This is a genomic window from Pseudarthrobacter sp. NPDC092202 (assembly GCF_044755505.1).
Taxonomy (GTDB): domain Bacteria; phylum Actinomycetota; class Actinomycetes; order Actinomycetales; family Micrococcaceae; genus Arthrobacter.
In genome coordinates, this window is sequence record NZ_JBIVRG010000003.1 from 165,949 (window position 1) to 191,064 (window position 25,116).

At 65.9% G+C, this 25,116-nt stretch carries 23 protein-coding genes and 1 tRNA gene; 6 read left to right on the top strand and 18 right to left on the bottom strand.

The window, feature by feature from the left end:
- Nucleotides 1–2: 2 nt before the first annotated feature.
- The gene (locus tag ACIQF4_RS06975; RefSeq protein WP_350006149.1) at nucleotides 3–1,337 is read right to left on the bottom strand and encodes an AI-2E family transporter; all 1,335 of its coding nucleotides are present in this window, start codon (nucleotides 1,335–1,337) and stop codon (nucleotides 3–5) included.
- A gap of 40 nt (nucleotides 1,338–1,377) precedes the next feature.
- A complete protein-coding gene (locus ACIQF4_RS06980) occupies nucleotides 1,378–2,331 on the bottom strand; it encodes an aldose 1-epimerase family protein (protein ID WP_400515300.1) in 954 nt (317 codons plus the stop codon).
- Nucleotides 2,332–2,432: 101 nt separating this feature from the next.
- Between ACIQF4_RS06980 and galT the strand changes: the two genes are divergently transcribed.
- Both galT and galK read left to right on the top strand, forming a co-directional pair.
- Entirely contained in the window at nucleotides 2,433–3,590 is a 1,158-nt protein-coding gene (galT, locus tag ACIQF4_RS06985) for a galactose-1-phosphate uridylyltransferase (RefSeq protein WP_400515298.1), read from the top strand.
- Nucleotides 3,587–4,774, top strand: coding sequence for a galactokinase (gene galK, locus ACIQF4_RS06990; protein WP_400515296.1), 1,188 nt, complete (start codon nucleotides 3,587–3,589; stop codon nucleotides 4,772–4,774). Before galT ends, galK begins: the two co-directional genes overlap by 4 nt.
- A 94-nt stretch (nucleotides 4,775–4,868) precedes the next feature.
- Here galK and ACIQF4_RS06995 read toward each other — a convergent pair whose 3' ends face one another.
- Complete coding sequence (locus tag ACIQF4_RS06995) at nucleotides 4,869–5,783, bottom strand: Bax inhibitor-1/YccA family protein (protein ID WP_400515294.1); 915 nt, start codon at nucleotides 5,781–5,783, stop codon at nucleotides 4,869–4,871.
- Between the two features lie 347 nt (nucleotides 5,784–6,130).
- Between ACIQF4_RS06995 and ACIQF4_RS07000 the strand changes: the two genes are divergently transcribed.
- Genes ACIQF4_RS07000 through ACIQF4_RS07015 form a run of 4 tightly spaced genes read left to right on the top strand, consistent with a single transcriptional unit; the run spans nucleotide 6,131 to nucleotide 10,262 of the window.
- On the top strand, nucleotides 6,131–7,426 hold the full coding sequence (locus tag ACIQF4_RS07000; protein ID WP_374152997.1) for a branched-chain amino acid ABC transporter permease: 1,296 nt from the start codon (nucleotides 6,131–6,133) through the stop codon (nucleotides 7,424–7,426).
- A 9-nt stretch (nucleotides 7,427–7,435) separates the two neighbouring features.
- Nucleotides 7,436–8,404 carry a branched-chain amino acid ABC transporter permease gene (locus ACIQF4_RS07005; protein ID WP_350004254.1) on the top strand — a complete coding sequence of 323 codons (969 nt, stop codon included), beginning with the start codon at nucleotides 7,436–7,438 and terminating at the stop codon, nucleotides 8,402–8,404.
- Nucleotides 8,401–9,492: an ABC transporter ATP-binding protein gene (locus tag ACIQF4_RS07010; RefSeq protein ID WP_350004255.1), complete on the top strand. Its 1,092-nt coding sequence runs from the start codon at nucleotides 8,401–8,403 to the stop codon at nucleotides 9,490–9,492. The genes ACIQF4_RS07005 and ACIQF4_RS07010 overlap by 4 nt, the downstream gene beginning before the upstream one ends.
- A complete protein-coding gene (locus ACIQF4_RS07015) occupies nucleotides 9,489–10,262 on the top strand; it encodes an ABC transporter ATP-binding protein (RefSeq protein ID WP_231457236.1) in 774 nt (257 codons plus the stop codon). The genes ACIQF4_RS07010 and ACIQF4_RS07015 overlap by 4 nt, the downstream gene beginning before the upstream one ends.
- Nucleotides 10,263–10,337: 75 nt before the next feature.
- On the opposite strand, the gene ACIQF4_RS07020 is transcribed toward ACIQF4_RS07015, so the two are convergent.
- The 15 genes from ACIQF4_RS07020 to ACIQF4_RS07090 all read right to left on the bottom strand — a co-directional run bounded on the left by ACIQF4_RS07020 (nucleotide 10,338) and on the right by ACIQF4_RS07090 (nucleotide 25,050).
- Nucleotides 10,338–11,693, bottom strand: coding sequence for an ABC transporter substrate-binding protein (locus ACIQF4_RS07020; protein WP_400515291.1), 1,356 nt, complete (start codon nucleotides 11,691–11,693; stop codon nucleotides 10,338–10,340).
- Between the two features lie 209 nt (nucleotides 11,694–11,902).
- Nucleotides 11,903–11,976: transfer RNA gene (locus ACIQF4_RS07025), tRNA-Leu, on the bottom strand.
- A gap of 20 nt (nucleotides 11,977–11,996) precedes the next feature.
- Complete coding sequence (locus tag ACIQF4_RS07030) at nucleotides 11,997–12,941, bottom strand: N-acetyltransferase (RefSeq protein ID WP_400515289.1); 945 nt, start codon at nucleotides 12,939–12,941, stop codon at nucleotides 11,997–11,999.
- Between the two features lie 183 nt (nucleotides 12,942–13,124).
- On the bottom strand, nucleotides 13,125–14,606 hold the full coding sequence (locus ACIQF4_RS07035; RefSeq protein ID WP_400515287.1) for an NAD(P)/FAD-dependent oxidoreductase: 1,482 nt from the start codon (nucleotides 14,604–14,606) through the stop codon (nucleotides 13,125–13,127).
- 59 nt (nucleotides 14,607–14,665) lie between these two features.
- Complete coding sequence (locus ACIQF4_RS07040; protein ID WP_400515285.1) at nucleotides 14,666–16,069, bottom strand: S8 family serine peptidase; 1,404 nt, start codon at nucleotides 16,067–16,069, stop codon at nucleotides 14,666–14,668.
- Nucleotides 16,070–16,072: 3 nt separating this feature from the next.
- Entirely contained in the window at nucleotides 16,073–17,020 is a 948-nt protein-coding gene (locus ACIQF4_RS07045; protein ID WP_400515283.1) for an exopolyphosphatase, read from the bottom strand.
- Entirely contained in the window at nucleotides 17,017–17,688 is a 672-nt protein-coding gene (locus ACIQF4_RS07050; RefSeq protein ID WP_400515280.1) for a DUF501 domain-containing protein, read from the bottom strand. The genes ACIQF4_RS07045 and ACIQF4_RS07050 overlap by 4 nt, the downstream gene beginning before the upstream one ends.
- Before the next feature lie 28 nt (nucleotides 17,689–17,716).
- Nucleotides 17,717–18,406, bottom strand: a complete 690-nt coding sequence (locus tag ACIQF4_RS07055) for a septum formation initiator family protein (RefSeq protein WP_400515278.1) — start codon at nucleotides 18,404–18,406, stop codon at nucleotides 17,717–17,719.
- Nucleotides 18,407–18,544: 138 nt separating this feature from the next.
- Nucleotides 18,545–19,825, bottom strand: a complete 1,281-nt coding sequence (eno, locus tag ACIQF4_RS07060) for a phosphopyruvate hydratase (protein WP_188809184.1) — start codon at nucleotides 19,823–19,825, stop codon at nucleotides 18,545–18,547.
- A 133-nt stretch (nucleotides 19,826–19,958) separates the two neighbouring features.
- Nucleotides 19,959–20,567, bottom strand: coding sequence for a MazG nucleotide pyrophosphohydrolase domain-containing protein (locus ACIQF4_RS07065; protein ID WP_400515504.1), 609 nt, complete (start codon nucleotides 20,565–20,567; stop codon nucleotides 19,959–19,961).
- A gap of 85 nt (nucleotides 20,568–20,652) precedes the next feature.
- The gene (locus ACIQF4_RS07070; protein WP_400515276.1) at nucleotides 20,653–21,783 is read right to left on the bottom strand and encodes an adenosine deaminase; all 1,131 of its coding nucleotides are present in this window, start codon (nucleotides 21,781–21,783) and stop codon (nucleotides 20,653–20,655) included.
- A gap of 39 nt (nucleotides 21,784–21,822) precedes the next feature.
- Nucleotides 21,823–22,551: a DedA family protein gene (locus ACIQF4_RS07075; protein ID WP_400515274.1), complete on the bottom strand. Its 729-nt coding sequence runs from the start codon at nucleotides 22,549–22,551 to the stop codon at nucleotides 21,823–21,825.
- Between the two features lie 124 nt (nucleotides 22,552–22,675).
- Nucleotides 22,676–23,305: a DedA family protein gene (locus tag ACIQF4_RS07080; RefSeq protein ID WP_350004266.1), complete on the bottom strand. Its 630-nt coding sequence runs from the start codon at nucleotides 23,303–23,305 to the stop codon at nucleotides 22,676–22,678.
- 6 nt (nucleotides 23,306–23,311) lie between these two features.
- Nucleotides 23,312–24,655, bottom strand: coding sequence for a thymidine phosphorylase (locus ACIQF4_RS07085; protein WP_400515271.1), 1,344 nt, complete (start codon nucleotides 24,653–24,655; stop codon nucleotides 23,312–23,314).
- Entirely contained in the window at nucleotides 24,652–25,050 is a 399-nt protein-coding gene (locus ACIQF4_RS07090; RefSeq protein ID WP_400515502.1) for a cytidine deaminase, read from the bottom strand. Before ACIQF4_RS07090 ends, ACIQF4_RS07085 begins: the two co-directional genes overlap by 4 nt.
- Between the last annotated feature and the right edge of the window lie 66 nt (nucleotides 25,051–25,116).

Below are 25,116 nucleotides of genomic sequence, written 5' to 3' on the forward strand. Positions count from 1 at the left end.
GACTATTCTCCTCTGGATTCGGCCCCTGCGCCCGGTTCCGCAGTGGGAGGGGCATCAGGTAGTTCTGATTTGGTGCCGGCGGCGGCGCCCTTGCCGCGTTTGAGTCCGGCCGGCGGCCGGACGTCCCGGATGGTGTTGTCCGGTCCTGCGCCTGCCGTCATGGGTCCTCCGGCGAAAGCCGGCACTTGTTCATGTTCCCACGTTCTGGCGGCGATGTAGCGAATGGAGGAATTTGCGACGGCGAGGATGGGCACCGAGAACAGGGCGCCAGGGATGCCTGCCAGATAGGATCCTGCGGCTACCGAGAGGATTACCGCCACCGGGTGCAGTGCGACTGCCTTGCCCATGATCAGCGGCTGCAGGATGTGGCTTTCCAGCTGCTGGACGAGGAGCACGATGCCCAGCATGATCAGGGCGTTGATGGGGCCGTTCGCCACCAGTGCCAGGAGGACTGCGATAGCGCCGGTGACAAGGGCGCCGACAATCGGGATAAACGAACCGATGAAAACGAGCACGCTGAGGGGCAGCGCCAGTGGCACCCCGATGATGGCGGCACCCGCGCCGATTCCCACTGCGTCGACGAATGCCACGAACATCTGAATGCGCGCGTAGCTGACCATGGAGGTCCAGCCCTTGCGGCCGGCACCGAAAGCTGCCGCCCTGGCTTTCCTGGGAAGCAGCCGGACCAGGAAGGTCCAGATCCGCTCTCCTTCCAGCAGGAAGAAGATGAGGATGAACAGCGCCAGGATGAGCCCGGCGGCAAAGTGCCCGGCCGTGCTGCCGAAGGAGAGCGCCCCGCTGACGATGCTGCTGGTGTTGTCCTGCAGGGCCGTGGTTGCTTCCTGCAGGTATTGGTCCATCTGGGCTGCGGTCAGGTGCAGCGGTCCGTCGGACAGCCAGTCCTGGATCTGCTTGACCCCGGCGAGCGCCTCCGACCAGAGTTCGCCGAAGCCTGAAACCAGCTGCCTTCCCACCAGCGCCAGCGACCCGCCGATCAGGCCGATGAAGCCCACAACGGTGACGGCAACGGCCGCGCCGGACGGCAGCCTGTAGCGCTTGAGCCACCGCACCACCGGACTGAGGAGCCCGGCGAGGAGGGCAGCCACCATGACTGGGATGATGAGGAAGCTGATCCGGCTCAGCAGCCAGACGAGTGCACCCCCCACCAGGAGGATCAACCCTACGCGCCAGGCCCAGGAGGCTGCGATGCGTACGCCGTAAGGTATGTCTCGGTCCAGTTCGCGGTCCGCGAGGACCCGGACAGGCTCGCTGGAAGCAGGCTGTTGCTGGCGTGGAGCGGGGCTGGGGGAGGTAACGGCATCCTCTGCTGGCGTCATAGCCTAATACTTCCCCAGCGGAAGCTTATTCGGAAAACCGCTACCCGCCGGCCCCCGGGGTGTAGTCAATCCCCCACTCGATCGTGAACGATCCGCCGGGGCTAAGCCAGCGCAGGCCGTCCCCGGAGTTGAAGGCGTTGGCGGGCCCGGTCATCGGTTCAACGGCCACGGCACGACTGCGGCCCGGGTACTGGGTGCTGACAAAGACGTGGACGTAACGGCAGGCTTCGTCCTGCCACAGGCTTACCTGGCTGCCGTCCGGCGCCGACAGCGTGTGGCAGGCCTTTCCTGCTTCGAAGCGCAGGTCCGTCAGGGCCACATCCACGTCGAGGGCCGCAATGTTCAGCCCTGCCCTGAAGTCCGAATCGCCCTGCACGGGAGCGGCACTGCGTGGAATGAGGCGGTCATCGGCCACCAGGCGCGTCTCGGCCGCTACCGTCAGGACCAGTTCGTCAATGGGCACATCACCCAGCCTCAGGTAGGGGTGGGCCCCCAGGACGAAGGGCGCAGGCTCCTTGGCATCGTTGACCAGGGTCTGGCGGACCACGAGCCCCAGGTCCCCGTCGATCGTATACTGCACCCGGTGCCGCGCCAGGAAGGGATACCCATGCTGCGGGAAGATGGTGGCTTCGAGGGTGACGGAGTGTTCGGACTCATCCACGAGGGCGTAGGCGGAGTTGCGGAGGAGGCCGTGGCTGGCGTTGTTCCTGGCAACCTCGGTGATGTCCAGCTGCTGCTTTTTGCCGTTCAGGAACCAGACGCCGTCCTCCACGCGGTTTGCCCAGGGCGCCAAGGTGATGCCCGTGGCACCGGGCGGAATGTCGTCGTCCCCGTACGTCTCGGTCAGGAGGGTTCCTCCCCTGCTGAAGGAGCGGAGCCCTGCGGCCAGCTCGGTCACTACGGCCGAAGCGTCGCCGCGGCGGAGTTCATACTGCCTGCCGGTGGCATAGCCCTGCAGTGTTGGCGCGGATTCCTCGGGTGAACTGGAAGTCATGAGCAATACCGTATCGCGTAGCAGTCCCCGAGCGCAGCACCTCTATTGTGAGATTTTGTTGTTAACTATTCTTTTTTGATCGAATGTGCCACACTTTTTTCATGACAAGTATCACGAGCACCAGCCTCTCCGACGGCAGGGAGCTGATCTACTTCGACGACGCTGCAGCGCCCAAGTCGCGCGCCGCCGAACTCACCACCGACCATCGGGGCCTGCCTCCGAGGGGCGAACCGGGCGAGGTCCGCTACGATGCCCTGGCCGACGAGTGGGTCGCAGTGGCCGCGCACCGCCAGGCCCGCACCCACCTCCCCCCGGCGGACCAGTGCCCTATTTGCCCTACCACTGCCGCCAACCCTTCCGAGATTCCCGCGTCTGACTACGACGTGGTGGTGTTCGAGAACCGGTTCCCCTCGCTGGGGCCGGCACTGGGCCCGGTTCCGGAGGCACCTTCATGGGGCACCAAGGGACCCGCGTACGGCCGCTGCGAGGTAGTGGCATTCACCCCGTCCCACACCGGTTCGTTCAGTGAACTGGGAGAAACCCGTGCGCGCACGGTCATCGAGGCATGGGCGCACCGCACGGAGGCGTTGAGTGCCCTCCCCGGAATCAAGCAGGTCTTTCCATTCGAGAACCGCGGCGCTGACATCGGGGTGACGCTCCACCACCCCCACGGGCAGATTTACGCCTACCCCTACGTCACGCCCCGCGCAGGAATCCTCGGGGCCGCCGCCCGCAAGTTCCACGACGCCCACGACGGCCGGGACACACTCACCGGATCCCTGTTGCGCTCCGAACGGGAAGACGGCAGCAGGATGGTCCTGGAAAGCGAAAACTTCAGTGCCTACGTTCCCTTTGCTGCCCGCTGGCCGCTGGAGATCCACCTGGTGCCCCACCGCCAGGTCCCGGACCTGGCGGCGCTGAACGGCGAGGAAAAGGATGAGCTCGCGTCCGTCTACCTCAACCTCCTCCAGCGGATTGATGCCCTCTACCCCACGCCCACCCCCTACATCTCGGCCTGGCACCAGGCTCCCTTGGATTCGGTCCTGCGGCCCGCCGGGTACCTCCACCTCCAGTTGACTTCCCCCCGGCGCGCTGCCGATAAGCTGAAGTACCTGGCAGGATCGGAGGCCGCAATGGGCGCTTTCATCAACGACACCACCCCCGAGAGCGTGGCGGAGCGTCTCCGGGAAGTCACTCTGCCCTCGCCTGCCACAATTCCCGCCGTCCTGGCGGCCACCCCCGAAGGAGCCCCCGCTTGAACGCCGCACCGGACCCCCTGGCCACCCGCGGACAGCCAGGGACAGAGGACCTGTCCGCCCGGTTCGCGAAGGAGTTTGGCGGCGCACCGGACGGCATCTGGCAGGCGCCGGGACGGGTAAACCTGATCGGCGAGCACACGGACTACAACGAGGGTTTCGTGCTGCCTTTCGCCATTGACCGGACAGCACGCGTGGCCGTCCGGGTCCGCCCCGACTCCGCCGTGCGCCTGCTTTCCACCTACGGCGACCAGGGCGTTGTGTCCACCGCAATGGATTCCCTGCGGCCGGGCTCCGCCAAAGGCTGGACCAAATACCCTCTCGGTGTGATGTGGGCGCTGCAGGAGCGCGGCATCAAGGTTCCGGGTGTGGACCTCCTGCTCGATTCGAACGTTCCCCTCGGGGCCGGACTTTCTTCATCCCATGCCATCGAATGCGCCGTCATCTCTGCACTGAACGAACTGGCGGGTGCCGGCCTCGACGCGCAGGAAATGGTGCTTGCCACGCAGCGGGCGGAGAACGATTTCGTCGGCGCCCCTACGGGCATCATGGACCAGTCGGCGTCGCTCCGCGGCTCGGAAGGCCACGCCGTCTTCCTGGACTGCCGGGACCAGGACGCCCGCCTGGTCCCGTTTGATACCCAGCCTGCGGATCTGGTGCTGCTGGTCATTGATACCAAGGTCTCGCATTCCCATGCCGACGGCGGCTACGCGTCACGCCGGGCATCGTGCGAACTGGGCGCAAAGGTGCTTGGGGTCAAGGCGCTTCGGGACGTACAGGTGGGCGATCTGGAGGAAGCCAGCGGCCTCCTGGATGAAGTCACCTTCCGGCGCGTCCGGCATGTGGTGACCGAAAACGACCGCGTGCTCCAGACCGTGGAGCTCCTGGCAACTGAGGGGCCTGGCGCCATCGGGCCCCTGCTGGACGCCAGCCATGCTTCCATGCGGGACGACTTCGAGATCTCCTGCCCGGAGCTTGACCTGGCGGTAGACACCGCGCGCGCCAGCGGAGCCATCGGGGCCCGCATGACCGGCGGCGGTTTTGGCGGTGCGGCCATCGCGCTCACGCCGGCGGCGCTGGAACAGAACGTGCGTGACGCCGTCGTCAAGGCATTCGCCGAAGCTGGCTACAGGGCGCCGGACATCTTCACGGTGTCCCCGGCAGCAGGAGCCCGGCGGGTGGCTTAGACGCTCCCGTGTTGCGCTTAAAAGGTAAGGGCCCCACCGTGAGGTAGGGCCCTTACCTTTTAAGGATGTCCGACGTCGGGAGCCGGCGTGGGTGTTACTCGTCCCCGCGCAGGATGGCCAGCAGGCGGATGATTTCCACGTAGAGCCATACCAGTGTCACCGTCAGGCCGAACGCTGCAGTCCAGGAGAAGCGCTGCGGGGCACCGCTCTGCACGCCTGCCTCAATGCTGGTGAAGTCCATGACCAGTGAGAATGCGGCCAGGCCGATTGCGAGGATTCCGATCACAACGCCGATGATGCCGCTGCGCAGCCCGAAGGGTTCCGTCGTCAGCCCGGTGAGCATCATGACGAGGTTCACGATGGAGAAGAGGGCGTAGCCAGCCAAAGCGATCATGAAGAACTTCATGGCCTTGGGGGTGGCGCGCACCTTGCCGCTCTTAAACAGGAGCAGTGTCACGGTGAAGACGGACAGCGTGCCGATGACGGCCTGGAGCCCAACGCCCGGGTACATGGTGTCCAGGACCCGGGTGAGGCCACCGAGGAAGAGACCCTCAAGGCCTGCATAAGCCAGGATCAACGCCGGTGACGGCTGCTTCTTGAAGGTGTTCACGAGCGCCAGCACAAAGCCGCCCAGCGCACCGACGATCATCAGCATGGAGGCCAGGCCCAGGCCGACGAACATTGTCACGCCGGCGCCGACGAGCAGCACCGCCAGGCAGGCGGCAGTCTTGACGATGACGTCGTCGTAGGTCATCCGGCCGGTGTCGGCGGGACCTGCGGCGGGCTGGTTGTACATCTGCCGCAATTGTTCGTCCGTCATGTTCTGCGGCTGGCCATACGCCTGCTGGCCGTAAGGGGCCTGGCCGTAGGGTGCCTGGCCATACGGCTGCTGGCCGTAAGGGGCCTGGCCGTAGGGCTGCTGTCCGTAGGGAGCCTGCGGAACAGGCGGTGCCTGGGTGGCTCCACGGAAGCTCTTTCCGTTGAAGATCGGGTTGCCGCCAAGTGCCATTGCGGGATTCCTCCATATGGGATGTGTTGTGAACCTTAAGGTTTACGCTACCAATTCTCACGTAAATGCACCCGCAATAGTTCCCCTGCGGAAACAGGACCCTGGAGTTGTTATCCGATCGCTACCATCGGCGCCTGGACCTCGGCATTTACCGGTACTTCCGCGCTGTAGCATAAGCCAAGCAGGGTGACGGAACTCACACATGTGACGGTGCCGGCCTGATGGCACCATCGTACCCCTGCATCCGTTCGCAGCGGCTGCAATGGCGCAGCCGAGACCGCCCCCAAGTGGAGGTTTACCAATTGAGAAGTACACCCCAAGGTGCGCCGGCCGGCGCACGGCGAGGGTTGCTGAGAATACTGGGAGCCATCAGCGCTTCCATCCTGGCAATCCTTCTCGTGGCAGCACCGGCTTCCCAGGCCACTTCCCCATCACCGACACCATCCCCGTCGAACCAAACCTTCCAAAACAACATCAGCGGATTCCTCCGCGATGACACCCGTGCACCCCTGGCGGACGTGACCATCACGGCCAAGAAGGGCGACTTCACCGGCACCGCGAAGTCAACCGCGAACGGATCCTGGAACATTGGGGTGCCCGAACAGGGCACCTACACGGTGGAACTGGACGAGTCCACACTGCCTGAGGGCATCGCCCTGGCTGAAGGCCAGGAGAACCCCCGCGACGTCACCTTCAGCCAGACCTCAAACCTCTCCGTGATCTTCGCGTTCGGCAAGGGCATCGTGGTGCAGCAGCAGGACTTCGGGCAGAACCTGCTCAACCGGCTCGTCGCAGGACTGAGCTTCGGCCTCCTCCTGGCCCTGGCCTCTGTGGGGCTGTCCCTGATCTTCGGCACCACCGGGCTCACCAACTTCGCCCACGGAGAGATGGTGACACTGGGCGCTGTCCTGGTGTTCGCCTTCAACGCTTTGGGCCTTCCCTTCTGGCTGGCCATCCTGCTGGCACTGCTGGGCGGGGGTCTCTTCGGATACGCCCAGGACAGAGGCCTATGGCGGCCGCTGCGCCGCCGCGGAACCGGACTTGTGCCCATGATGATCGTCAGCATCGGCCTGGCACTGGCCGTCCGCTACGTCATCCAGTTCTACTTCGGTGGTGCCACCCAGCAGCTGCCATACGCCCAAAGCCCCGAGATCCAGCTTGGACCGGTCTCCATCTCGCCGAACAACCTATGGTCCCTGGGTATCAGCGCCGTGGTGATCGCCCTGATTGGCATCGTGCTGCTGAAGACCAGGCTGGGCAAGGCCACCCGTGCGGTGGCTGACAACCCCGCCCTGGCAGCGGCCTCGGGCATTGATGTGGACTCCGTCATCCGGATCGTGTGGATCACGGGCGGCATGCTGGCCTCCCTCGGCGGCATCCTGTGGGCCTACTACCGTCCCGGCGTGACGTTCGACATGGGGTCAGCCATCCTCCTGCTCATCTTCGCCGGCGTCACCCTCGGCGGCCTCGGCACAGTCTTCGGCGCCCTGATCGGTTCGATCATCGTGGGCATCTTTGTGGAGCTGACCACCGTGTTCGGACTCGCCGCGGACCTGAAATACGTGGGCGCCCTGTTCATCATGATCGTTGTCCTTCTGTTTCGGCCCCAGGGAATCCTGGGCCGGCGCGAGCGCGTGGGTTAGGAGACAGCCATGGACTTTGGATTCATTCTTGCCAGCGCTGCCAGTGAAATTTTCAGCCCGACCACGGCGGCATACGCCATGGCCGCGCTCGGCCTCGCCGTGCACTTCGGCTACTCCGGCCTGCTGAACTTCGGGCAGGCAGGCTTCATGGCGGTGGGGGCCTATGGCTTTGCCATCTCCACCCTCAGCTTTGGGGTCCCCTTCTTCGTGGGGCTGCTCATAGCCATCCTTGCCTCTGCCGTCTTCGCCCTGCTGCTGGGCATACCCACCCTGCGGCTCCGGGCGGACTACCTGGCCATCGTGACCATCGCGGCAGCGGAAATTGTCCGCTACATTGTGACCACCAACCAGCTCACGTCCGTGACGGGGTCGGCCAACGGCCTTGCGGCCTTCGAAGGCGGGTTCTACAGCATGAACCCCTTCCCTGAAGGCTCCTACTTCGGCATGAACAACCGCGACTTCTTCATCCGCGTGGTGGGGTGGGCGCTGGTGGCGCTCTGCTGCACCCTGGTCTGGCTGCTGATGCGCAGCCCGTGGGGACGCGTCCTCAAAGGCATCCGCGAGGACGAGAACGCCGTCCGGTCCCTGGGCAAGAACGTCTACGCCTACAAAATGCAGGCCCTCATCATCGGCGGCGTTCTCGGAGCCCTCGCCGGCATGATCTTCACGCTCCCGCGTGGAGCGGTCCAGCCGGCCAACTACGGTACGGAACTGACCTTCTTCCTCTATACGTGCCTCCTGCTCGGCGGCCTGGGCACCGTGCTTGGGCCGGTCATCGGCGCCATGATCTTCTGGGTGGTCCTGTCACTTACGCAGGGCATCCTCTATGGCCTGATCGAGTCAGGGGCCATCACGTGGCTGAATACGGTCCAGGCCGGGCAGCTGCGCTACATCCTGGTTGGCGTCGCCCTGATGCTGCTGATGATCTTCAGGCCCCAGGGCGTCTTTGGAAACAAGAAGGAGCTGGCGTTCGCATGAGCATGCACAGCGAAGAACCCGCAGCCGCCGGCGAAGCTGGCGTGGACTACATGACCGACACCCGGCCCATCGCGGCAGGCGAGGCAGCACCCGGCTGCAAGAAGCGCGACCCCATCGTCGTTGCGGAGAACGTGACACGCAGTTTCGGCGGCATCAACGCCGTCGACGTCGAGTACCTCGAGATCCCCCGGCACAAAATCACGGCACTGATCGGCCCCAACGGCGCAGGAAAGACCACCCTGTTCAACCTGTTGACCGGTTTTGACACCCCGAACACGGGCAAGTGGCAGTTCGAAGGCAAGAGCCTTGCCGGGGTGTCCCCCTACAAGGTGGCCCGGATGGGGATGGTCCGCACCTTCCAGCTCACCAAGGTCATGGGCAAGCTGACCGTCATGGAAAACATGCGGCTCGGCGCCGCCAACCAGCCCGGCGAGCGGCTGTCCAAAGCCCTCTTCAAGGGCATGTGGGGCGGCCGGGAGAAACAGATCACCAACGAGGCCAACGTCCTGCTTGAAAAGTTCAAGCTCGACGCCAAGAAGGACGACTATGCGGCGTCCCTCTCCGGAGGCCAGCGCAAGCTCCTGGAGATGGCCCGGTCGCTCATGGTGCGGCCCAAGCTGGTCATGCTGGACGAACCGATGGCAGGGGTCAACCCCGCGTTGACGCAGTCCCTGCTGGACCACATCAAGAACCTTAAGGCCGAAGGCATGACGGTACTGTTCGTCGAGCACGACATGCACATGGTCCGGCATATCGCGGACTGGGTGGTGGTCATGGCTGAGGGCAAGGTGGTGGCGGAAGGCCCGCCGGGCGAGGTCATGAAGAACCCTGCGGTCATCGACGCCTACCTGGGTGCCCACCATGACGTGGACCTTGGGGACTCCGAGGGCCTGAAGGAGCTTGCGGCCGAACTCGTAGCCGACGAGGAATCGATTGTGGGAACCGAGAACGCCGGAATCATCTCGCTGGACGTTGTGGCGGCAGAGGCTGAACCGGAACGCCGGGGCGGCGGCCGGCATCAGGGCGGCAGCCCCCATGGCCGCCATGGAAGCACGGACACAGGCACCACAGAGAAGGACAGCCAATGAGCAGCACCAGCGCGGCACCGGCCGCACAGCCAGTCAGCGACGGGGACTCGGTGGTCAAGGTCACCGACCTCGTTGCGGGCTACCTGCCGGGAGTGAACATCCTCAACGGCTGCAGCATCGAAGCCCGCAAAGGCGAGCTGATCGGCATCATCGGCCCCAACGGCGCCGGTAAATCGACCCTCCTGAAGGCCATGTTCGGTTTGGTCAAAGTCCATTCCGGGACGGTGGTGGTCCGCGGGCAGGATATCACCGGGCTGAAAGCCAACAAGCTGGTGTCCCGGGGCGTGGGTTTCGTCCCCCAGACGAACAACGTGTTCGCCACGCTGACCATCGAGGAAAACCTGCAGATGGGCATGTTCCAGCGGCCCAAGGATTTCGCGGAACGGTTCGACTTCGTGGCCGGCCTGTTCCCCGAACTGGGCAAGCGGCGCGCGCAGCGTGCAGGTTCCCTCTCCGGCGGAGAACGGCAGATGGTGGCCATGGGCCGGGCGCTGATGATGGATCCGGCCGTGCTGCTCCTCGATGAGCCCTCCGCAGGCCTCTCCCCCGTCAAGCAGGATGAGACGTTCCTCCGGGTCCACGAGATCAACCGCGCAGGCGTCTCCGTGATCATGGTGGAGCAAAATGCACGGCGCTGCCTGCAGATCTGCGACCGCGCCTACGTCCTGGACCAGGGCCGGGACGCCTACACCGGCACCGGCCGTGAGCTGATGAAGGACCCCAAGGTCATCCAGCTTTACCTCGGCACCCTGGCGGACACCGTGGAATAAGGCCCAGGCCAAACACAAGGAAGCCCCCGTCCGGTTCAGCTGGACGGGGGCTTCCTTGTGTGTCAGGTACGGCGTTTACAGCTTGCCGAACTCTTCCTTGACCGCGGTGTACTTGTTGTCATCCTGGTACTCGTAGATGCCGATGTAGGCCTCTGTCGGGTCCCCGGCTTCGGAGAAGGTTACGGGGCCGGACTGGCCGTCGTAGTCCGCATCCTTGCCTTCCCTGATCAACGTGACGCAGGCAGCATAGGACGTGCACTTCTCGCCGCCTTCAGAGACTTCCTTGAGCTTGGCCGCAATGTCCACGCCCTTGGTGCTCTGTGCCGCCTCTGCGGCCAGCGAGATGAGGTTCACGGCGTCGTAGGACTCGCCGGCGTAGCTGTAGTCCTTGAGCGCCGGGTCGATGGCCAGCAGCTTCTTCTTGAACTCCTCCTGGGCAAACGTGCCCGGGATGGTGCCCCGCGCGCCCTTCAGGGTGCCCGGCTGGAAGTCCTTGCTGTAATCGGAGGTGTTGCCGTCCACCAGGAACATCTGGGTGGCTTTGACGCCCTTGCCGGTCATCAGCGGGACAATGCTCTTGGCCTGGTCAAAGGTGATCAGGGCAATGGCGTCCGGCTTGGCCGCAATGATCTTGTCCACCTGGCTGCTGAATTGGGTGTCGCCCTCGTTGAAGAGTTCCTCCGCCACAACCTGGCCGCCCGCTGCCTCGAAGGCGGACTTGATGTTGGATGCCAGGCCGGTGCCATAGGCATCGTTCAGGACGATCATGCCCACGGTCTGCGCGCCGCAGGTGGCCATGTAGTTGCCGAGCACCTTGCCCTGCAGGACGTCGGAGGGTGCCGTACGCCAGTACAGGCCCTTGTCATCCCAGGTGGTGAAGTCCGGTGAGGTGTTGGCGGGCGAGAACTGGATGACGCCGGCGCCGGTGATCTGGTTGATGACCGTCTTGGACACGCCTGAGGACGCGGCACCGATGATGGCACTGACCCCCTGGCCCAGCAACGCGGACGTCGACTGGGTGGCGATGTCCGTCTTGGTGTCACCGGAGTCGCGGTGGATCACTTCGACGGGCTTGCCCAGGACGCCGCCGGCCTTGTTGACTTCGTCGATGCCAAGGTTGACGCCGGCGATTTCAGGCGGGCCGAGGAACGCCAGCGATCCGGTGGTGGGAAGGAGCGAACCAATCCGCAACGGGGTTTCAGTATTGCCGGTTGAGGGCGGCACCGAGGGGGTCTCCGCAGGCTGGCTGGCGGCCGCGCCTCCGCCGCCCTCGGCTGCGGGGCAAGCAATCCCTGCCGCTGATCCGGTGGCAGAGGATTCGGTTGCCGTGGGTGTGGACGAACCGCCGCAAGCCGTTGCCATGAAGGCGACGCCGATGCCAAGCGCTGTCAGCTTGGCAACACGGGTTCCCGCCTGGGGGAATAAAGTCATTTACGAGCTCCTCGATCTAAAGGTGCGAACGGCCTTTGACACGAAAAATCAGGTGTTCCTGATTTAGCTTCAAGCTAATGCAAATCGGAGCCGAAGATAAGTGACTGAGGTCACATCCTTATAACAGTAGTTGCATATGTGGAATTAAACGGAAGAAGCCGCCCGCGGTGCGGACGGCTTCTGTTCCTGGCCTTGCTTAAGCTGCTGTGTACCCCAGGTGGGACTCGAACCCACAACACGCGGATTTTAAGTCCGCTGCCTCTGCCAATTGGGCTACTGGGGCGCCCGGTCAATGGTATCCCGTCAGACGAGTGCGAAGGGTTCCGCATACCGGAATGTCCCGTGGATGCCGCCGGGCCAGCGCGCCAGGGGCAACAGTTGGAAGTAGTCGCCCCACGCCGCCTCAGGCGGAAGTACGCCCAGCGCGGTTGCAGGGACAAAACCGAAGCGCGAGTAGTACTCCGGGCTGCCCAGGAGGGCGATGCCGCTCTCCCCTGCCGCGTTCGCCCGCTGGATGGTCTCCTTCATCAACGCTGACCCTATGCCGTGCCGCTGGTGCTTGGGCGTGACGCCGAGCGGCCCCAGGCCCAGCAGCCCGTGGTCACCCACCCAGGCCCGGGTACTGATGACGTGGCCCACCACCTGGCCGTCCAGGACGGCCACCACGCTGAGCTCGGGCAGGTACTCCCTGGACTCGAAGAGGCCCCGGAGCACCCTCACCTCCACAGGTTCGCCCTCCACTTTTAGGCCGGTGGCCGGGGAGACCGCGAAGGCGCCGGCTGTCAGGGCCAGGATGGCCTCGCGGTCCTCATGCGCCTCGTTGCGCACCAGAAGCTCTGGCCGCGGCATCTGCCTGCTGTCCGGGGATAGGCCGGCCAGGACTTCCAGGGCGCGGGGCGCATCGGCGACCGGAACAAGGAGGTGGTCGTGGTGGAACCCGGCGAGCACGCTGCAGCTGATGCTGGCGTCGGCAAGCGCCTTGCTGACGGCAGCAGTCAGGCCCGCGGCGTCCAGCGCAGAAGGGACCTCCAGCGTGATCCAGGCGCCCACGAAGCCGTAGGCGAGGCCCTCCCTGTCAGCCATCTCCCGGGGCAGCACCACCGCCAGGCCTTCGGCTTCGCGGATTGCCGCCTCAATGCCCTGCACCAGCGGCCTTCCCTCCGGCCACAGGACATAGACGTATTCGCCGCTGCGTTGCACCGGATGCAGCGCGGCAAGCAGGGCACCGAGGTTCTTCCCGCCAGTCATGGTGCCAGTCTAGGAGTCATTGACCAGCAACGGCGGGACGCACCCCTCCTCGGGAGGAGCCTGGCCGGGAGGAGCGTTGCCCGGACGCACCCCCTGAAGACGTTCCTGCCGGGACGCAAACGGCGGCCGCCCCCGCACAGGGGACAGCCGCCGTCGTACATCGGGCGCAGGGACCGTGGGGCCTTACTTGGCCTTCGCGGAGACCGTTTCCTTGGCCTCAGCAGCGGCCGGGGACGCCGCCGAGGAACCGGAACCGCCGCCCACCGGGGCCGGCGCCGGAGCCGCTGCGGGCTTGGGGGCCGGAGTGGCTGCTGCGACGAACGCGCCGCGCGGGTTGTCCAGGTCCATCAGCTGCGTGGTGTCGCGGCCTGTGAAGAAGCTGATGATCCAGTTGAGGATCACGCGGAACTTGCGCTCGAAGGTAGGCATTGCCATGCCGTGGTAGCCGCGGTGTGCCAGCCAGGCAAGTGCGCCCTTGAGGCCAATGCTGCCCACCAGGTTAATGTTGGCAACGCCCTTCCACTGGCCGAAGCCTGCCACGGCACCGAGGTTCTTGTGCTTGTAGTCCTTCAGCGGCTTGTCCCAGCGGGAGGCCCACAGGTTCTTGGCGAGGCGCTTGGCCTGGCGCAGCGCGTGCTGGGCGTTGGGGACGCAGGTGCCGTCCGGGAGGCCCTTGCCGGTCAGGTCGGGAACCGCGGCGACGTCACCGGCCGCCCAGGCGTTGTCGATGATGCCTTCGTCACCGGCAACGCGGAGGTCCGGCAGGACGCGGACGCGGCCGCGCGGCTCCAGCGGGAAATCGGTGGAGCGGACCAGGGGGTTGGCCTGCACGCCGGCGGTCCACACGAGGGTGTCCGTTTCAAACTCCTGGGCAGGGGTCTTGTCCGGGAGGTTGATGAGCTTGAGGCTGCCCTCGGCGTTGTCCAGGGACGTGTTGAGGAGTACCTCGATGCCGCGGCTGCGGAGGTGCTCCACAACCCATTCCGCCTGCTTTGCGGTAACTTCCGGCATGATCCGGCCCATGGCCTCGACCAGGACGAAGCGGACTTCCTCCTGCTTGATGCGCGGGTTGTTCCGGACGGCGGCCCGGGCCAGGTCTTCCATCTCGGTGATGCACTCGATGCCGGCGAAGCCGCCGCCGACCACCACGAAGGTAAGGGCGCGTGCACGGGCGGCAGGATCGGTCATGGTGGAGGCGACCTCGATGCGCTCGAGGACCTTGTTGCGCAGCGCAACGGCTTCCTCGATGGTCTTCAGGCCGATGCCCTTGTCCGCGAGTCCCTTGATGGGGAACGTACGGGTGATGGCTCCTGCGGCCATGACGACGTCGAAGTAGGGAACCTCGAAGTGCGCGCCGCCGTCAGCGGGGGCCACGACGGCCGTCCGGTTGGCGTGGTCGATCGAGGTGACGCGGCCTTGGATCAGTTCGGTCTGCTTGAGGTGCTGGCGGTGGGAAACCACAGCATGGCGCGCCTCGATGTTGCCGCCTGCCACCTCGGGGAGGAACGGCTGGTAGGTCATGTAGGGCAGTGGATCCACGAGGGTGACGATGCCACCGGCATTCGCGATCTTCTTCTGCAGTTTGAGTGCTACGTACAGGCCGACGTACCCGCCGCCGACGACGAGTACCCTGGGACGGTCCTGGAGCTCTTGGGTGGTTGCCATGGGTTTAAGGATACAGCAGTTTGTGAAAATCTTCACTAACTGGTTCGGGCGGCTGCACCCTAGTTTTTCGGCCCTGTTTCCACTGTCTCCGTGGCGCCGGTCTCGGCGTCTTCCCGGAGCAGCGCCGGGTTCCTCGCGGCCCTCCGCAACTGGACCGCGGCCGCCCCCACAATGGCCACAAACAGCACGCCAAAGCCGATGACGACGGACGCGCCAATGGCGCTGTCACGCTGCGAGGGCGGCTCCGCTGCCGGCACCGTGGCTTCAGGCAGCGTTGGAGCGGCGCTGGGTACGTCCGTGGTGGGGAGCGGAACGGGCGTGGCGAGGTTTCCCCTGCGGTGAACCCGGATCCATTCCGCAATGGAGCCCAGCGGGTTACCGGCAGCCTCCGGGACGCTGTCCTTCAGTGCTGCCTCGGCGTTCAGCACGCCAAAGCCGTAGAGCGGATCCTTGCCGGGCGCACCGGCATCCCTGGCAGTTGAGACAATGCGGTTGATGACCTGCTCCGCGCTCATGGACGGCCACTTGGAGCGGATCAACGCAGCTACACCGGCAACAATCGGGGCGCTGCCGGAGGTTCCGGCCCATTCGGCATAGCCGCCGCCCGGAAGGCCGCCGAGCAGGTTCTCTGCCGGCGCGGCCACCCCGATGCTGATGCCCTGCGAGGACGCGTCAATGCTCGCTGCGCCCTTCCGGTCCAGCCCCGCAACGGTGAGGACTCCGGGGATGGTGGCCGGAGCCCCCACCTGGATATTGCCGCCCACCCGGTTTCCGGCAGCGGCAACAATGACCACGTCCTTCTGCTCTGCATACAGGAATGCGGCGTCCCAGCTCTGCGGCCACTGCGGGGTGGTGCTGCCCAGGGAAATGTTGATGACCTTCGCGCCGTTGTCCACTGCCCAGCGGACTGCTTCGGGGATCTGGTCCTGGTCGCTCTTGCCCGAGGGATTCGCCGAACCCAGCCAGGTGGAAACGGAGAGGATCTCGGATTCCGGGGCAACCCCGACGATGCCATCGGGCGCCGCGCCGGAGGGGGCGGGTGCCGGACTGGCGCTGGCGCTGGGACTGGGGCTGGGGGTGGCCGGCTGGTGGCCGCGCCCCGCCAGCATGGTGGCCACCAGGGTGCCGTGCTCCGGTTTCACGCCGACGCCCTGTTGTCCGTCCGGCCGGCCTGAACCGGAGGCGTCATAACCCCCGGTCACTGCGCCTTTCAGGTCCGGATGCTCCGCGTCCACACCGCTGTCAATGATGGCCACTTTGACACCCGCACCCTTGGATACTTCCCAGGCCTTGGTGATGCCGGACTCAGCTAGCCAGTACTGCTTGTCCCGCCACTCGTCCGCGTGCGCGGCGCGGGCGGAGTAGAGGCCGAAGCCAAGGCAGGAGGCTGCAAGGGCAAGGACCAGCAGCACGGAGGCTGCGGCGCGGGGCAGGCGGGCAGTCCGGGGAATGGAGAGGTGCATCGCTCAGCCGATGCTTAGGGCGATGCCGTCGAGGATGTCGTGCTCGCTGGCGGTGGCCGTGGTGATGCGGCCGCCGGTAAGCTCGCCCAGCTGTTCCAGGACGCGCCGCCAGACGAGCCCGCCGGCTCCGATCACATCCACTCGGCCGGGGTGCATATAAGGCAGGGCGGCACGCTGGGAACGGGGCATTTCCAGCAGGCCCGTCGAGGCGTCCCGCACGGTGTCCAGGGGCAGTTCGGCGCCGTGGATCGCGTCAGGCGAATACTCGGCCAGCCCGAGCGCATGCGCGGTAATGGTGGTGATGGAGCCGGCAACACCGACGACGGCGGTGGCACGTTCCAGCGGAACGTCCTGGCGTGCGCGGGTGATGGCGGCGTCGACGTCAGCTTCCGCGGCTGCTATCTGCCGCGCAGTGGGGGGATCGTCCCGGAGGTGCCGTTCGGTAAGGCGGACGCAGCCGATGTCCACGGACTTTGCGGCTGTGACCCCGCTGGCGGTACCCAGCACGAACTCGGTGCTGCCGCCGCCGAGGTCCACCACCAGCACTTCCTGGCCGTCAAGGATGGGCAGGACACTGCTTGCTCCGGCGAAGGACAGGGCTGCTTCCTCGTCGCCGGAGATCACTTCCGGTTCCACGCCGAGCAGGTTCCGGATTCCGTCCACGAAGACCTGCCGGTTCCGTGCATCGCGGCTGGCGGAGGTTGCCACGAAGCGGACCTTCGTTGCCCCGTGGTCCCGGATCAGCCGCGCGTAGTCAGCAGTGGCGGCGAAGGTGCGTTCAAGGGCCTCGGGCGCGAGTTCCCCCGTGGCGTCCACACCCTGGCCCAGCCGGACCACGCGCATCTCACGCACCACGTCGGTAAGCGCGATGGTTCCGTTGCTGCGCTCGATGTCCGCGATCAGGAGGCGGATGGAGTTGGTGCCGCAGTCGATGGCTGCCACCCTCGTCATTCCGGAGCCTCCGTGGTGGCGGCGGATTTCCGGACGGGCGCGGGCCGGCCCACGATGTCCGGCAGGCCCTGGGGTCCGTGGCGGCTGAGGTCGAGCGAGGGGGCTTCGCCGGAGGTGTCCCAGGCTCCGTCGCAGTAGCACCTGTCAGCGGTCCACCATTCCTTGATGCGGTCCAGGCTTTCGTCCCCGAGGGGGTTGACGCCGGGCCCGGCGGCCAGTGAATGGCCTACCAGGACATGCAGGCATTTGACGCGGGTGGGCATGCCCCCGGCGGAGATACCGTCGATTTCGGGGACGGCCCCGATTCCCGAGCGTTCGCCGATGGCGTTGCGCGCTGCCAGGTAGGCGTCGTGTGCCGAGCGGTAGGCGGCGGACAAATCCTCATCGGCGGCCAGCTGGTCGTTCATCTCGTTCATGACGCCCGCTGCCTCAAGCCTGGAGACCGCCGAGGTGATGACCGGATGCGTCAGGTAGAAAGTGGTGGGGAACGGTGTTCCGTTGCTGAGGCGGGGAGCGGTGGCGGCCACCAGCGGATTGCCGCAGATGCAGCGTGCAGGAATCTCCACCACGTCACGGACCGGCCGTCCCAGCTGGCGGCTCAGTACTTCAAGGTCGTGTGCTGATGGCTGGCGGGATTCATCCCGGGCGGCTGCCGTGTTGTGTTCCACTGTGGCGGGCCGTCCTTCCTGTTGCGGTTCAGTCTGTAGCCGCGCGCGTGATGGACTCCCACAGGGAATCCACCCACGGCAGATCGGCGGGGTCTTGTGCTGCTGCGCCGGGCTGGCTGCTGGTTTCTCCGGCCGGCAGGTCGCTGCCGAAAACCCAGTAGCCGGTTTCTCCCGGCATAACCATGTTAATGCGGTCGCGTGCCTGCTGTTTCACGTAGTTGGGGTCCTGCCAGCGCGAGACCTGCTGCCGGAGGGCGTCACCCTCCGCCTGGCGGGCTGCGATGTCGGCGTTCAGCGCATCGATCTCAGCCTTCTTGTCGAAGAAGATCTTGACCGTGGGCGCCAGCATGATGGTGATGGCCACCATCACCACGGCCAGGGCAAGCATCCGTCCGGAGAACGCCTTGGCCGGTACGGGCTGCTGGTCTTCTGCTGCTTCATCGCCTGCGGTCGAGGTGCCGGCACGTTGTGTCGTGCCCGGGGTGGCGCTGCTCCCCTTGCGGCGGCCGGCCTGCCCGCTGTCCTTGCGGCCGTGCGGTTCCCGGCGTCCCGCCGGTGATGCGGCTGACGGTGCACCGGCGGATTCCGGGGGTGCCTTGGCGGAGGTGGTGTCCTTGCCCGGGCCGAAGTCTGCGCGGATGACGTCCGCGTCGCCGGAAGCGTCCTTTGCGGAACGGGCCGGGGCAACCTTGGGGACTTTGGGACGGCGGGTAGCCATGACACTCCTGAAACGCGCAGCCTGCCTGGCCGCCACTATCTGGGCTGGAACACGTACTGCTGAAACACGTGCTGCTGAAACAGCAACGGTGGCTATGGTCTTTCAACCATAGCCACCGTTGATAGTTTTACGCGGCTACTAGCCCTTGAAACGCGGGAAGGCAGCGCGGCCGGCGTAGCGTGCGGCGTCGTCGAGTTCCTCTTCGATGCGCAGCAGCTGGTTGTACTTGGCGACGCGCTCGGAGCGGGCCGGGGCGCCGGTCTTGATCTGGCCGGCGTTGGTGGCCACCGAGATGTCGGCGATGGTGGTGTCCTCGGTTTCGCCGGAGCGGTGCGAGGTGATGGTGGTGTAGCCGGCACGCTGGGCCAGGCTGACGGCGTCCAGGGTCTCGGTCAGCGAACCGATCTGGTTGACCTTGACCAGCAGCGAGTTGGCGGTCTTGGTGTCGATGCCGCGCTGCAGGATGGCGGGGTTGGTGACGAACAGGTCATCACCCACCAGCTGGACCTTGTCCCCGATGGAATCGGTGAGGGTCTTCCAGCCGTCCCAGTCGTTCTCGTCCAGCGGGTCCTCGATGGACACCAGCGGGTAGTCGGCCACGAGCTCGGCGTAGTAGGCGCTCATCTCGGCCGAGGTCAGCGACTTGCCTTCGAACTGGTAGGCGCCGTCGGTGAAGAACTCGGAGGAGGCGACGTCCAGGGCCAGCGCAATGTCCTTGCCCGGGGTGTAGCCGGCGTTCTTGATGGCTTCCTGGATCAGGTCCAGTGCGGCACGGTTGGACGGCAGGTTCGGCGCGAAGCCGCCTTCGTCGCCCAGGCCCGTGGCGAGGCCCTTTTCCTTGAGGACGGACTTGAGGGCGTGGTAGACCTCAACACCCCAGCGCAGGCCTTCGGAGAAGGTCTCGGCACCCAGCGGAACAACCATGAATTCCTGGATGTCGACGTCGGAATCGGCGTGGCTGCCACCGTTGAGGATGTTCATCAGCGGGACGGGCAGGACGTGGGCGTTGGGGCCGCCGAGGTACTTGTACAGCGGCAGGTCCGCGGAGGCGGCGGCTGCGTTGGCAACGGCCAGGGACACGCCCAGGATGGCGTTGGCGCCCAGCTTGCCCTTGTTCGGGGTACCGTCCAGGTCCAGCATGGCCTGGTCGATGCTGCGCTGGTCGGTGGCGTCGAAGCCGGTCAGGGCCGGAGCGATCTGGTCGATGATCGCGTCAACGGCCTTCTGGACACCCTTGCCGAGGTAACGGCCCTTGTCGCCGTCGCGCAGCTCAACGGCTTCGTGCTCACCGGTGGAAGCACCGGAGGGAACTGCTGCACGGCCAATCTGGCCGTCGGAGAGCAGGACCTCAACTTCTACAGTCGGGTTGCCACGGGAATCGAGGATCTCGCGGGCGTGGATGGCATCGATAAGCGCCATGAATTTGCTCCTTATGGGCGATTAACGGGGGGATCTAACAGAAAGACTCGACGTACTCGTCACAGACCAGCGTAGTCGAGAGTGGTCCGGGTTACGGAAACCTATCCAGCGCCCGGACGTCATGATGGTGCGGCTAGCCCTGCTGGTAGCGCCGGACGGCGCCGCGCAGGGCACGCTCGGCATCGAATCCGCTGGTCCGGGCGGAATGCACGACGGCGAGCAGCAGCTCCCCGAGCTCTTCTTCCGTTCCGGGGATGGGAACGGCAGGCGGCAGGGCGGCCCCGGCCCGCGCGGCCCGGTCGATGGATTTCTGTGCCCGGGCAAGCGCCGGAAGCGCCTGGGGAATCCCCGCGAACGGATCCTGCCGTTCCGGCCGCTCGGCGCGCTTCACGGCGTCCCACTTCTGCACGATTTCCTCCACGGTTGCGGGGAACGTGTCCTGCAGGGAACCGTCGGGACGGAAGACATGGGGGTTCCGGCGGACCATCTTGGCACTCAGGCCGCGTGCGACGTCGTCGAACGTGAAGGCGCCGCGTTCCTCGGCGAGCCGGGCGTGCAGCACCACCTGCAGGAGGACGTCGCCCAGCTCACCCAGCAGCTCGGCGTCGTCTATTCCCTGCGGATTCGCTGCCCCACCCGCGCCCCGGTCTTGGCCGGGCGCGGCAGCCTCGACCGTTTCTGCCACTTCAAAGGCCTCTTCGAGGAGGTACTCCACCAGGGAAGCGTGGGTGAGCGCCCCCATCCAGGGGCAGTGCTCCCGCAGGGAAGCGATGACGTATTGAAGCTTCTCCACCTCCCCCGCCGGGAAACCGCGGGTGTCCGGCTGGTTAGCCAAGGTTGGCGTAGGAGTCGTTGATGTACTCCACCAGGGCTTCCTTCTCTTCCAGGGGCAGGAAGGATGCCTCGGCTGCGTTGAGGGTCAGTTCCAGCAGGTCGTCGAGGTCGTAGTCGAAGGTTTCCACCAGGAGGTCGAACTCGTCCGTCAGCGTAACGCCGCTCATCAGCCGGTTGTCGGTGTTGATGGTGACGTTGAAGCCGAGCTGGTACAGCATGTCCAGGGGGTGGCTTTCGATGCCCTCGCCGAAACCGGCAATTGCACCCGTCTGCAGGTTAGAGGAGGGGCAGATCTCCAGGGCGATCCCGCGGTCCCGGATCCAGCTGGAGAGGTCGCCCAGGGTGACCAGGCCAACGGTGTCTTCGGCGTCGTCCTCGAACTCCACCATGATGTCCTCGGCGATCCGGACGCCATGGCCCAGGCGGAGGGCGCGGCCGTCCACCAGGGCGGACTGGATGCTCTCGAGCCCGGCTGCCTCGCCGGCGTGGACGGTGGCGGGGAAGTTGTGCTGCGCAAGGTACGTGAAGGCATCCCGGAAGCGGGCGGGAAGGAAACCATCCTCGGCTCCGGCGATGTCGAAACCGACGGCACCCTTGTTGCGGTGGCGGACGGCGAGCTCGGCGATCTCCTGGCCGCGGTCAGCGTGGCGCATGGCGGTGATGAGCTGTCCCACCTGGATCTCGCGCCCGCTCTCCCCCACGGCCTCGACGCCGGCCTCGAGGCCTTCCTGCACGGCCTCGACGGCTTCATCCAGCGAGAGGCCCTTCTGGAGATGCTGCTCAGGGGCCCACCGCACCTCGCCGTACACCACGCCGTCGTCAGCGAGGTCCTCAACGAACTCCTTGGCCACGCGGAACAGGCCCTCGTGGGTCTGCATGACGGCCACGGTGTGGTCAAAGGTCTCGAGGTACCGGACCAGTGAACCCGAGTTGGCAGACTCGCGGAACCACTCGCCCAGGGCGACAGGATCGGTGGAAGGCAGTGTGTGCTCAACGGCTTCCGCCAGCTCGATGATGGTGGCCGGGCGCAGTCCTCCGTCCAGGTGGTCGTGGAGGGAGACCTTGGGCAGGTTCTTCAGGTCGAAATCGATGGCAGGGGCAGCGTCAACAATGGGCTCAGTCACGTTCCCACCTTAGGGTGGGCAGGAGCCCAAAGCCAGCCGCTACTTTGCTGCCGGTTCGCCGTCCCCGGCTGCGGAAGCATAGTGCTGCGCGCTGCCCTTCCGTGGGCTGCGGGCGCCGGACGGGCCGCCGTCGAGCCACCCGTCAACCTCCTGCGCGTCGTTCCGGGCGAGGTGCTTGTGCCACAGCCGGAGCACGTGGTCCAGCAGGACGCCCAGAATGATGGCGAAGACCACCGCGATACCGGCGCTGAGGAGCGGATTGTGGTGCAGCCACGGGAAAGAGCTGGCCAGCAGGCCGATGCCGATGGAGTAGCCCACCCACGTGAAGCAGGCGAAAGCATCGAGCAGGAAGAAGCGGCGGTGCGGGAATCCCGTGCTGCCTGCGACGTAGTTGACGGCCACCCGGCCCCAGGGGATGTAGCGGGCGGTGAAGATCAGTACGGCGCCGCGCTTGTCCAGCTCGTAGCGGGCCCAGCTGAAGGCCTTCTGGACTTTGGTGCGGCGCATCCACTTCCACCGCTTGAGCCCGATGCGCCTGCCGAGCATAAACGCCATGTTGTCCCCTGCGATGGCTCCAACCAGGGCGGTGAAGCCCAGGATCCAGAGGTTCGGTTCGCCGCTGTGCCGGGAAAAGGCCGCCAGGGCCACGATCAGCGTTTCGCTGGGGACCACCATGGCGAAGCCGTCAACGAAGAAGAACACCAGCAGGAGCGGGTAGATCCACCACTGACCCGCTGCATGGAGCACGGCCTCATTAATAAACTCCACGCGGGTGTTGCTCCTATGCACATTGGCGTAGCCGTCAGTGACCCGGCCAAGCGGAAATCGTCTCTAAGTCTCCCATGGGCAGGGCACCTTCGCTACGCCCCTGCCTGCTGGAACAACGCTTCGCCTACGCTTCGGGTTCCTTCATGCGCTCCACCATTGGCGGCTGCCGCCGGAGCCGGTTGATGGCAAGGTCCACGACGATTCCCAGGGCCACCGCGCACACAATGGCGATGACCGCCCCCAGCAGGTGGTTGTCCTCGAACCACTGGCCAAAAAACAGTCCGATTCCCACCGAGTAGCCGGCCCAGAGCGTGGCGGACAGGATGGTCAGCCCCACAAAACGCAGGTGCGGATAGTGCGTTACCCCGGCGGTGAGGTTGACCGCCACCCGGCCGATCGGGACGAACCTGGCCACCAGGATCAGCGACGCAGGCCGCTTGCGCAGTTCCCTGCCGGCCCACCTGAAGGCGCTCTGCATCCGCGGCCCCCGCATCCAGGACCAGCGCCGGGTGCCCACCCTGCGGCCAATCAGGTACGCGATGTTGTCACCCGAAAAAGCACCCAGGGCGGCCACCAGCATCAGCAGCCAGGGATTGGGGACGTCAGCGGTGGCGGCGACTGCGGACAGTCCCACCACCACCGATTCGCTGGGAATGGGCGGGAAGAAGCCGTCAATGATGCAGCATGCAAGAACGACGAACAGCACCCAGGGCTGTCCTGCGGCGGCAAGGATGAAGTCATTGATGGCCTGCATGGATCCCTATGCTATTCGGTCGATGATCAACCGCTGTGCCGGCCGCGATCCCTCCGGTGCAATGACCACTGCATGTTCCAGCGCTTCCTTGGCCCGCGCAAACCGCTCCGGAGTGTCCGTAAGCAGGGTCATCAGCGGCTCCCCCGCCCGGACCGTGGCGCCGGGTTTGGCATGCATCCGGACTCCGGCGCCTGCCTGGACGGCGTCCTCCTTGCGGGCGCGCCCCGCACCGAGGCGCCATGCCGCAACGCCGACGGCGAGGGCGTCCAGCTCCACGAGCACCCCGTCCGCCGGGGCGTAGACCACCTCGGACTCGCGGGCGACGGGCAGCTTGGCCCGCGGGTCCCCGCCCTGCGCTTCAATCATGCGGTTCCAGACGTCCATGGCCCGGCCGTCCATGAGCGCGGCGGCGGGATCGGCGTCCGACACTCCGGCGCAGGCAAGCATTTCCTCAGCGAGCCGGACCGTCAGCTCCACGACGTCGTCCGGTCCGCCGCCCGCCAGCACCTCCAGGGATTCCTCAACCTCGATGGCGTTGCCCGCCGTCAGTCCCAGCGGGGTATCCATGTTGGTGAGCAACGCCACGGTGTTCACGCCCGCGTCCTTGCCCAGCGCCACCATGGTCTCGGCAAGCTCGCGCGCCCGGGCTTCGTCCTTCATGAACGCGCCGCTGCCCACCTTGACGTCCAGGACCAGGGAGCCTGTCCCTTCGGCGATTTTCTTGCTCATGATGGACGAGGCAATCAGGGGGATGGCCTCCACCGTTCCCGTGACGTCACGCAGCGCGTAGAGCTTCCTGTCAGCGGGGGCCAGGCCTGCGCCGGCTGCACAGATCACCGCGCCCACGTCCTGGAGCTGCGCGAGCATCTCCTCGTTACTCAGGGAAGCACGCCACCCCGGGATGGATTCGAGTTTGTCCAGGGTGCCCCCGGTGTGGCCAAGCCCCCGGCCCGAGAGCTGCGGAACAGCCACCCCGAAGACCGCAACCAGCGGCGCGAGCGGCAGTGTGATCTTGTCCCCCACGCCGCCCGTTGAGTGCTTGTCCGACGTGTACTTCAGGCCGCCGTCGGGCCGGCGCAGGCTGGAGAAGTCCATCCGCTCGCCCGAGGCGATCATCGCCGCCGTCCAGCGGGCAATCTCCGTGCGGTTCATGCCGTTGAGCAGGATAGCCATGTTCAGGGCCGCCATTTGCTCGTCGGCGATGGCACCGCGGGTGTAGGCGTCAATGGTCCAGTCGATCTGTTCCGGGCTCAGGACACCTTTGTCCCGCTTCACGCGGATGATGTCGACGGCGTCGAACGGTTCGGCAATGTTGTCCACGGCGGGGGTCTGTGCCACCTTGTCAGTCACGGTGTTTCCTCCAGGTGTTGGGGACCAAAGGCGTCAGGCAACACCTGGTCCATCGTTTTGATGCCTTGGGTTGTCATGAGCTCCATGTCCGGGGCGCGGAACTCGTACAGCAGCTGGCGGCAGCGCCCGCAGGGCATCAGGACGTTTCCGCTCCCGTCCACACAGTAGAACGCGCGAAGCAGGCCGCCGCCGGTCATGTGCAGGTTGCCCACCAGCGCGCATTCGGCGCAGAGGGTGAGGCCGTAACTGGCGTTCTCCACGTTGCAGCCGCTGACCAGCCGGCCGTCGCCGGTGAGGGCCGCAGCCCCCACCGGGAACTTCGAATAGGGAACGTAGGCATGCTCCATGGCCGCGACCGCGGCAACCTTCAAAGCCTCCCAGTCAACCGGCTGCACCTTGTCGGTGCCCGTATCGCCGTCAGTGCCTGTATCGCCGCGCACTTCTGCAAGTCCGTCCACGCC

Coding starts and splice junctions, on each gene's coding strand:
- ACIQF4_RS06975 (WP_350006149.1), bottom strand. CDS start 1,337: ATGACGCCAGCAGAGGATGCCGTTACCTCCCCCAGCCCCGCTCCACGC.
- ACIQF4_RS06980 (WP_400515300.1), bottom strand. CDS start 2,331: ATGACTTCCAGTTCACCCGAGGAATCCGCGCCAACACTGCAGGGCTAT.
- galT (WP_400515298.1), top strand. CDS start 2,433: ATGACAAGTATCACGAGCACCAGCCTCTCCGACGGCAGGGAGCTGATC.
- ACIQF4_RS06995 (WP_400515294.1), bottom strand. CDS start 5,783: ATGGCACTTGGCGGCAACCCGATCTTCAACGGAAAGAGCTTCCGTGGA.
- ACIQF4_RS07005 (WP_350004254.1), top strand. CDS start 7,436: ATGGACTTTGGATTCATTCTTGCCAGCGCTGCCAGTGAAATTTTCAGC.
- ACIQF4_RS07010 (WP_350004255.1), top strand. CDS start 8,401: ATGAGCATGCACAGCGAAGAACCCGCAGCCGCCGGCGAAGCTGGCGTG.
- ACIQF4_RS07015 (WP_231457236.1), top strand. CDS start 9,489: ATGAGCAGCACCAGCGCGGCACCGGCCGCACAGCCAGTCAGCGACGGG.
- ACIQF4_RS07020 (WP_400515291.1), bottom strand. CDS start 11,693: ATGACTTTATTCCCCCAGGCGGGAACCCGTGTTGCCAAGCTGACAGCG.
- ACIQF4_RS07030 (WP_400515289.1), bottom strand. CDS start 12,941: ATGACTGGCGGGAAGAACCTCGGTGCCCTGCTTGCCGCGCTGCATCCG.
- ACIQF4_RS07035 (WP_400515287.1), bottom strand. CDS start 14,606: ATGGCAACCACCCAAGAGCTCCAGGACCGTCCCAGGGTACTCGTCGTC.
- ACIQF4_RS07040 (WP_400515285.1), bottom strand. CDS start 16,069: ATGCACCTCTCCATTCCCCGGACTGCCCGCCTGCCCCGCGCCGCAGCC.
- ACIQF4_RS07045 (WP_400515283.1), bottom strand. CDS start 17,020: ATGACGAGGGTGGCAGCCATCGACTGCGGCACCAACTCCATCCGCCTC.
- ACIQF4_RS07055 (WP_400515278.1), bottom strand. CDS start 18,406: ATGGCTACCCGCCGTCCCAAAGTCCCCAAGGTTGCCCCGGCCCGTTCC.
- eno (WP_188809184.1), bottom strand. CDS start 19,825: ATGGCGCTTATCGATGCCATCCACGCCCGCGAGATCCTCGATTCCCGT.
- ACIQF4_RS07065 (WP_400515504.1), bottom strand. CDS start 20,567: ATGGGGGCGCTCACCCACGCTTCCCTGGTGGAGTACCTCCTCGAAGAG.
- ACIQF4_RS07080 (WP_350004266.1), bottom strand. CDS start 23,305: ATGCAGGCCATCAATGACTTCATCCTTGCCGCCGCAGGACAGCCCTGG.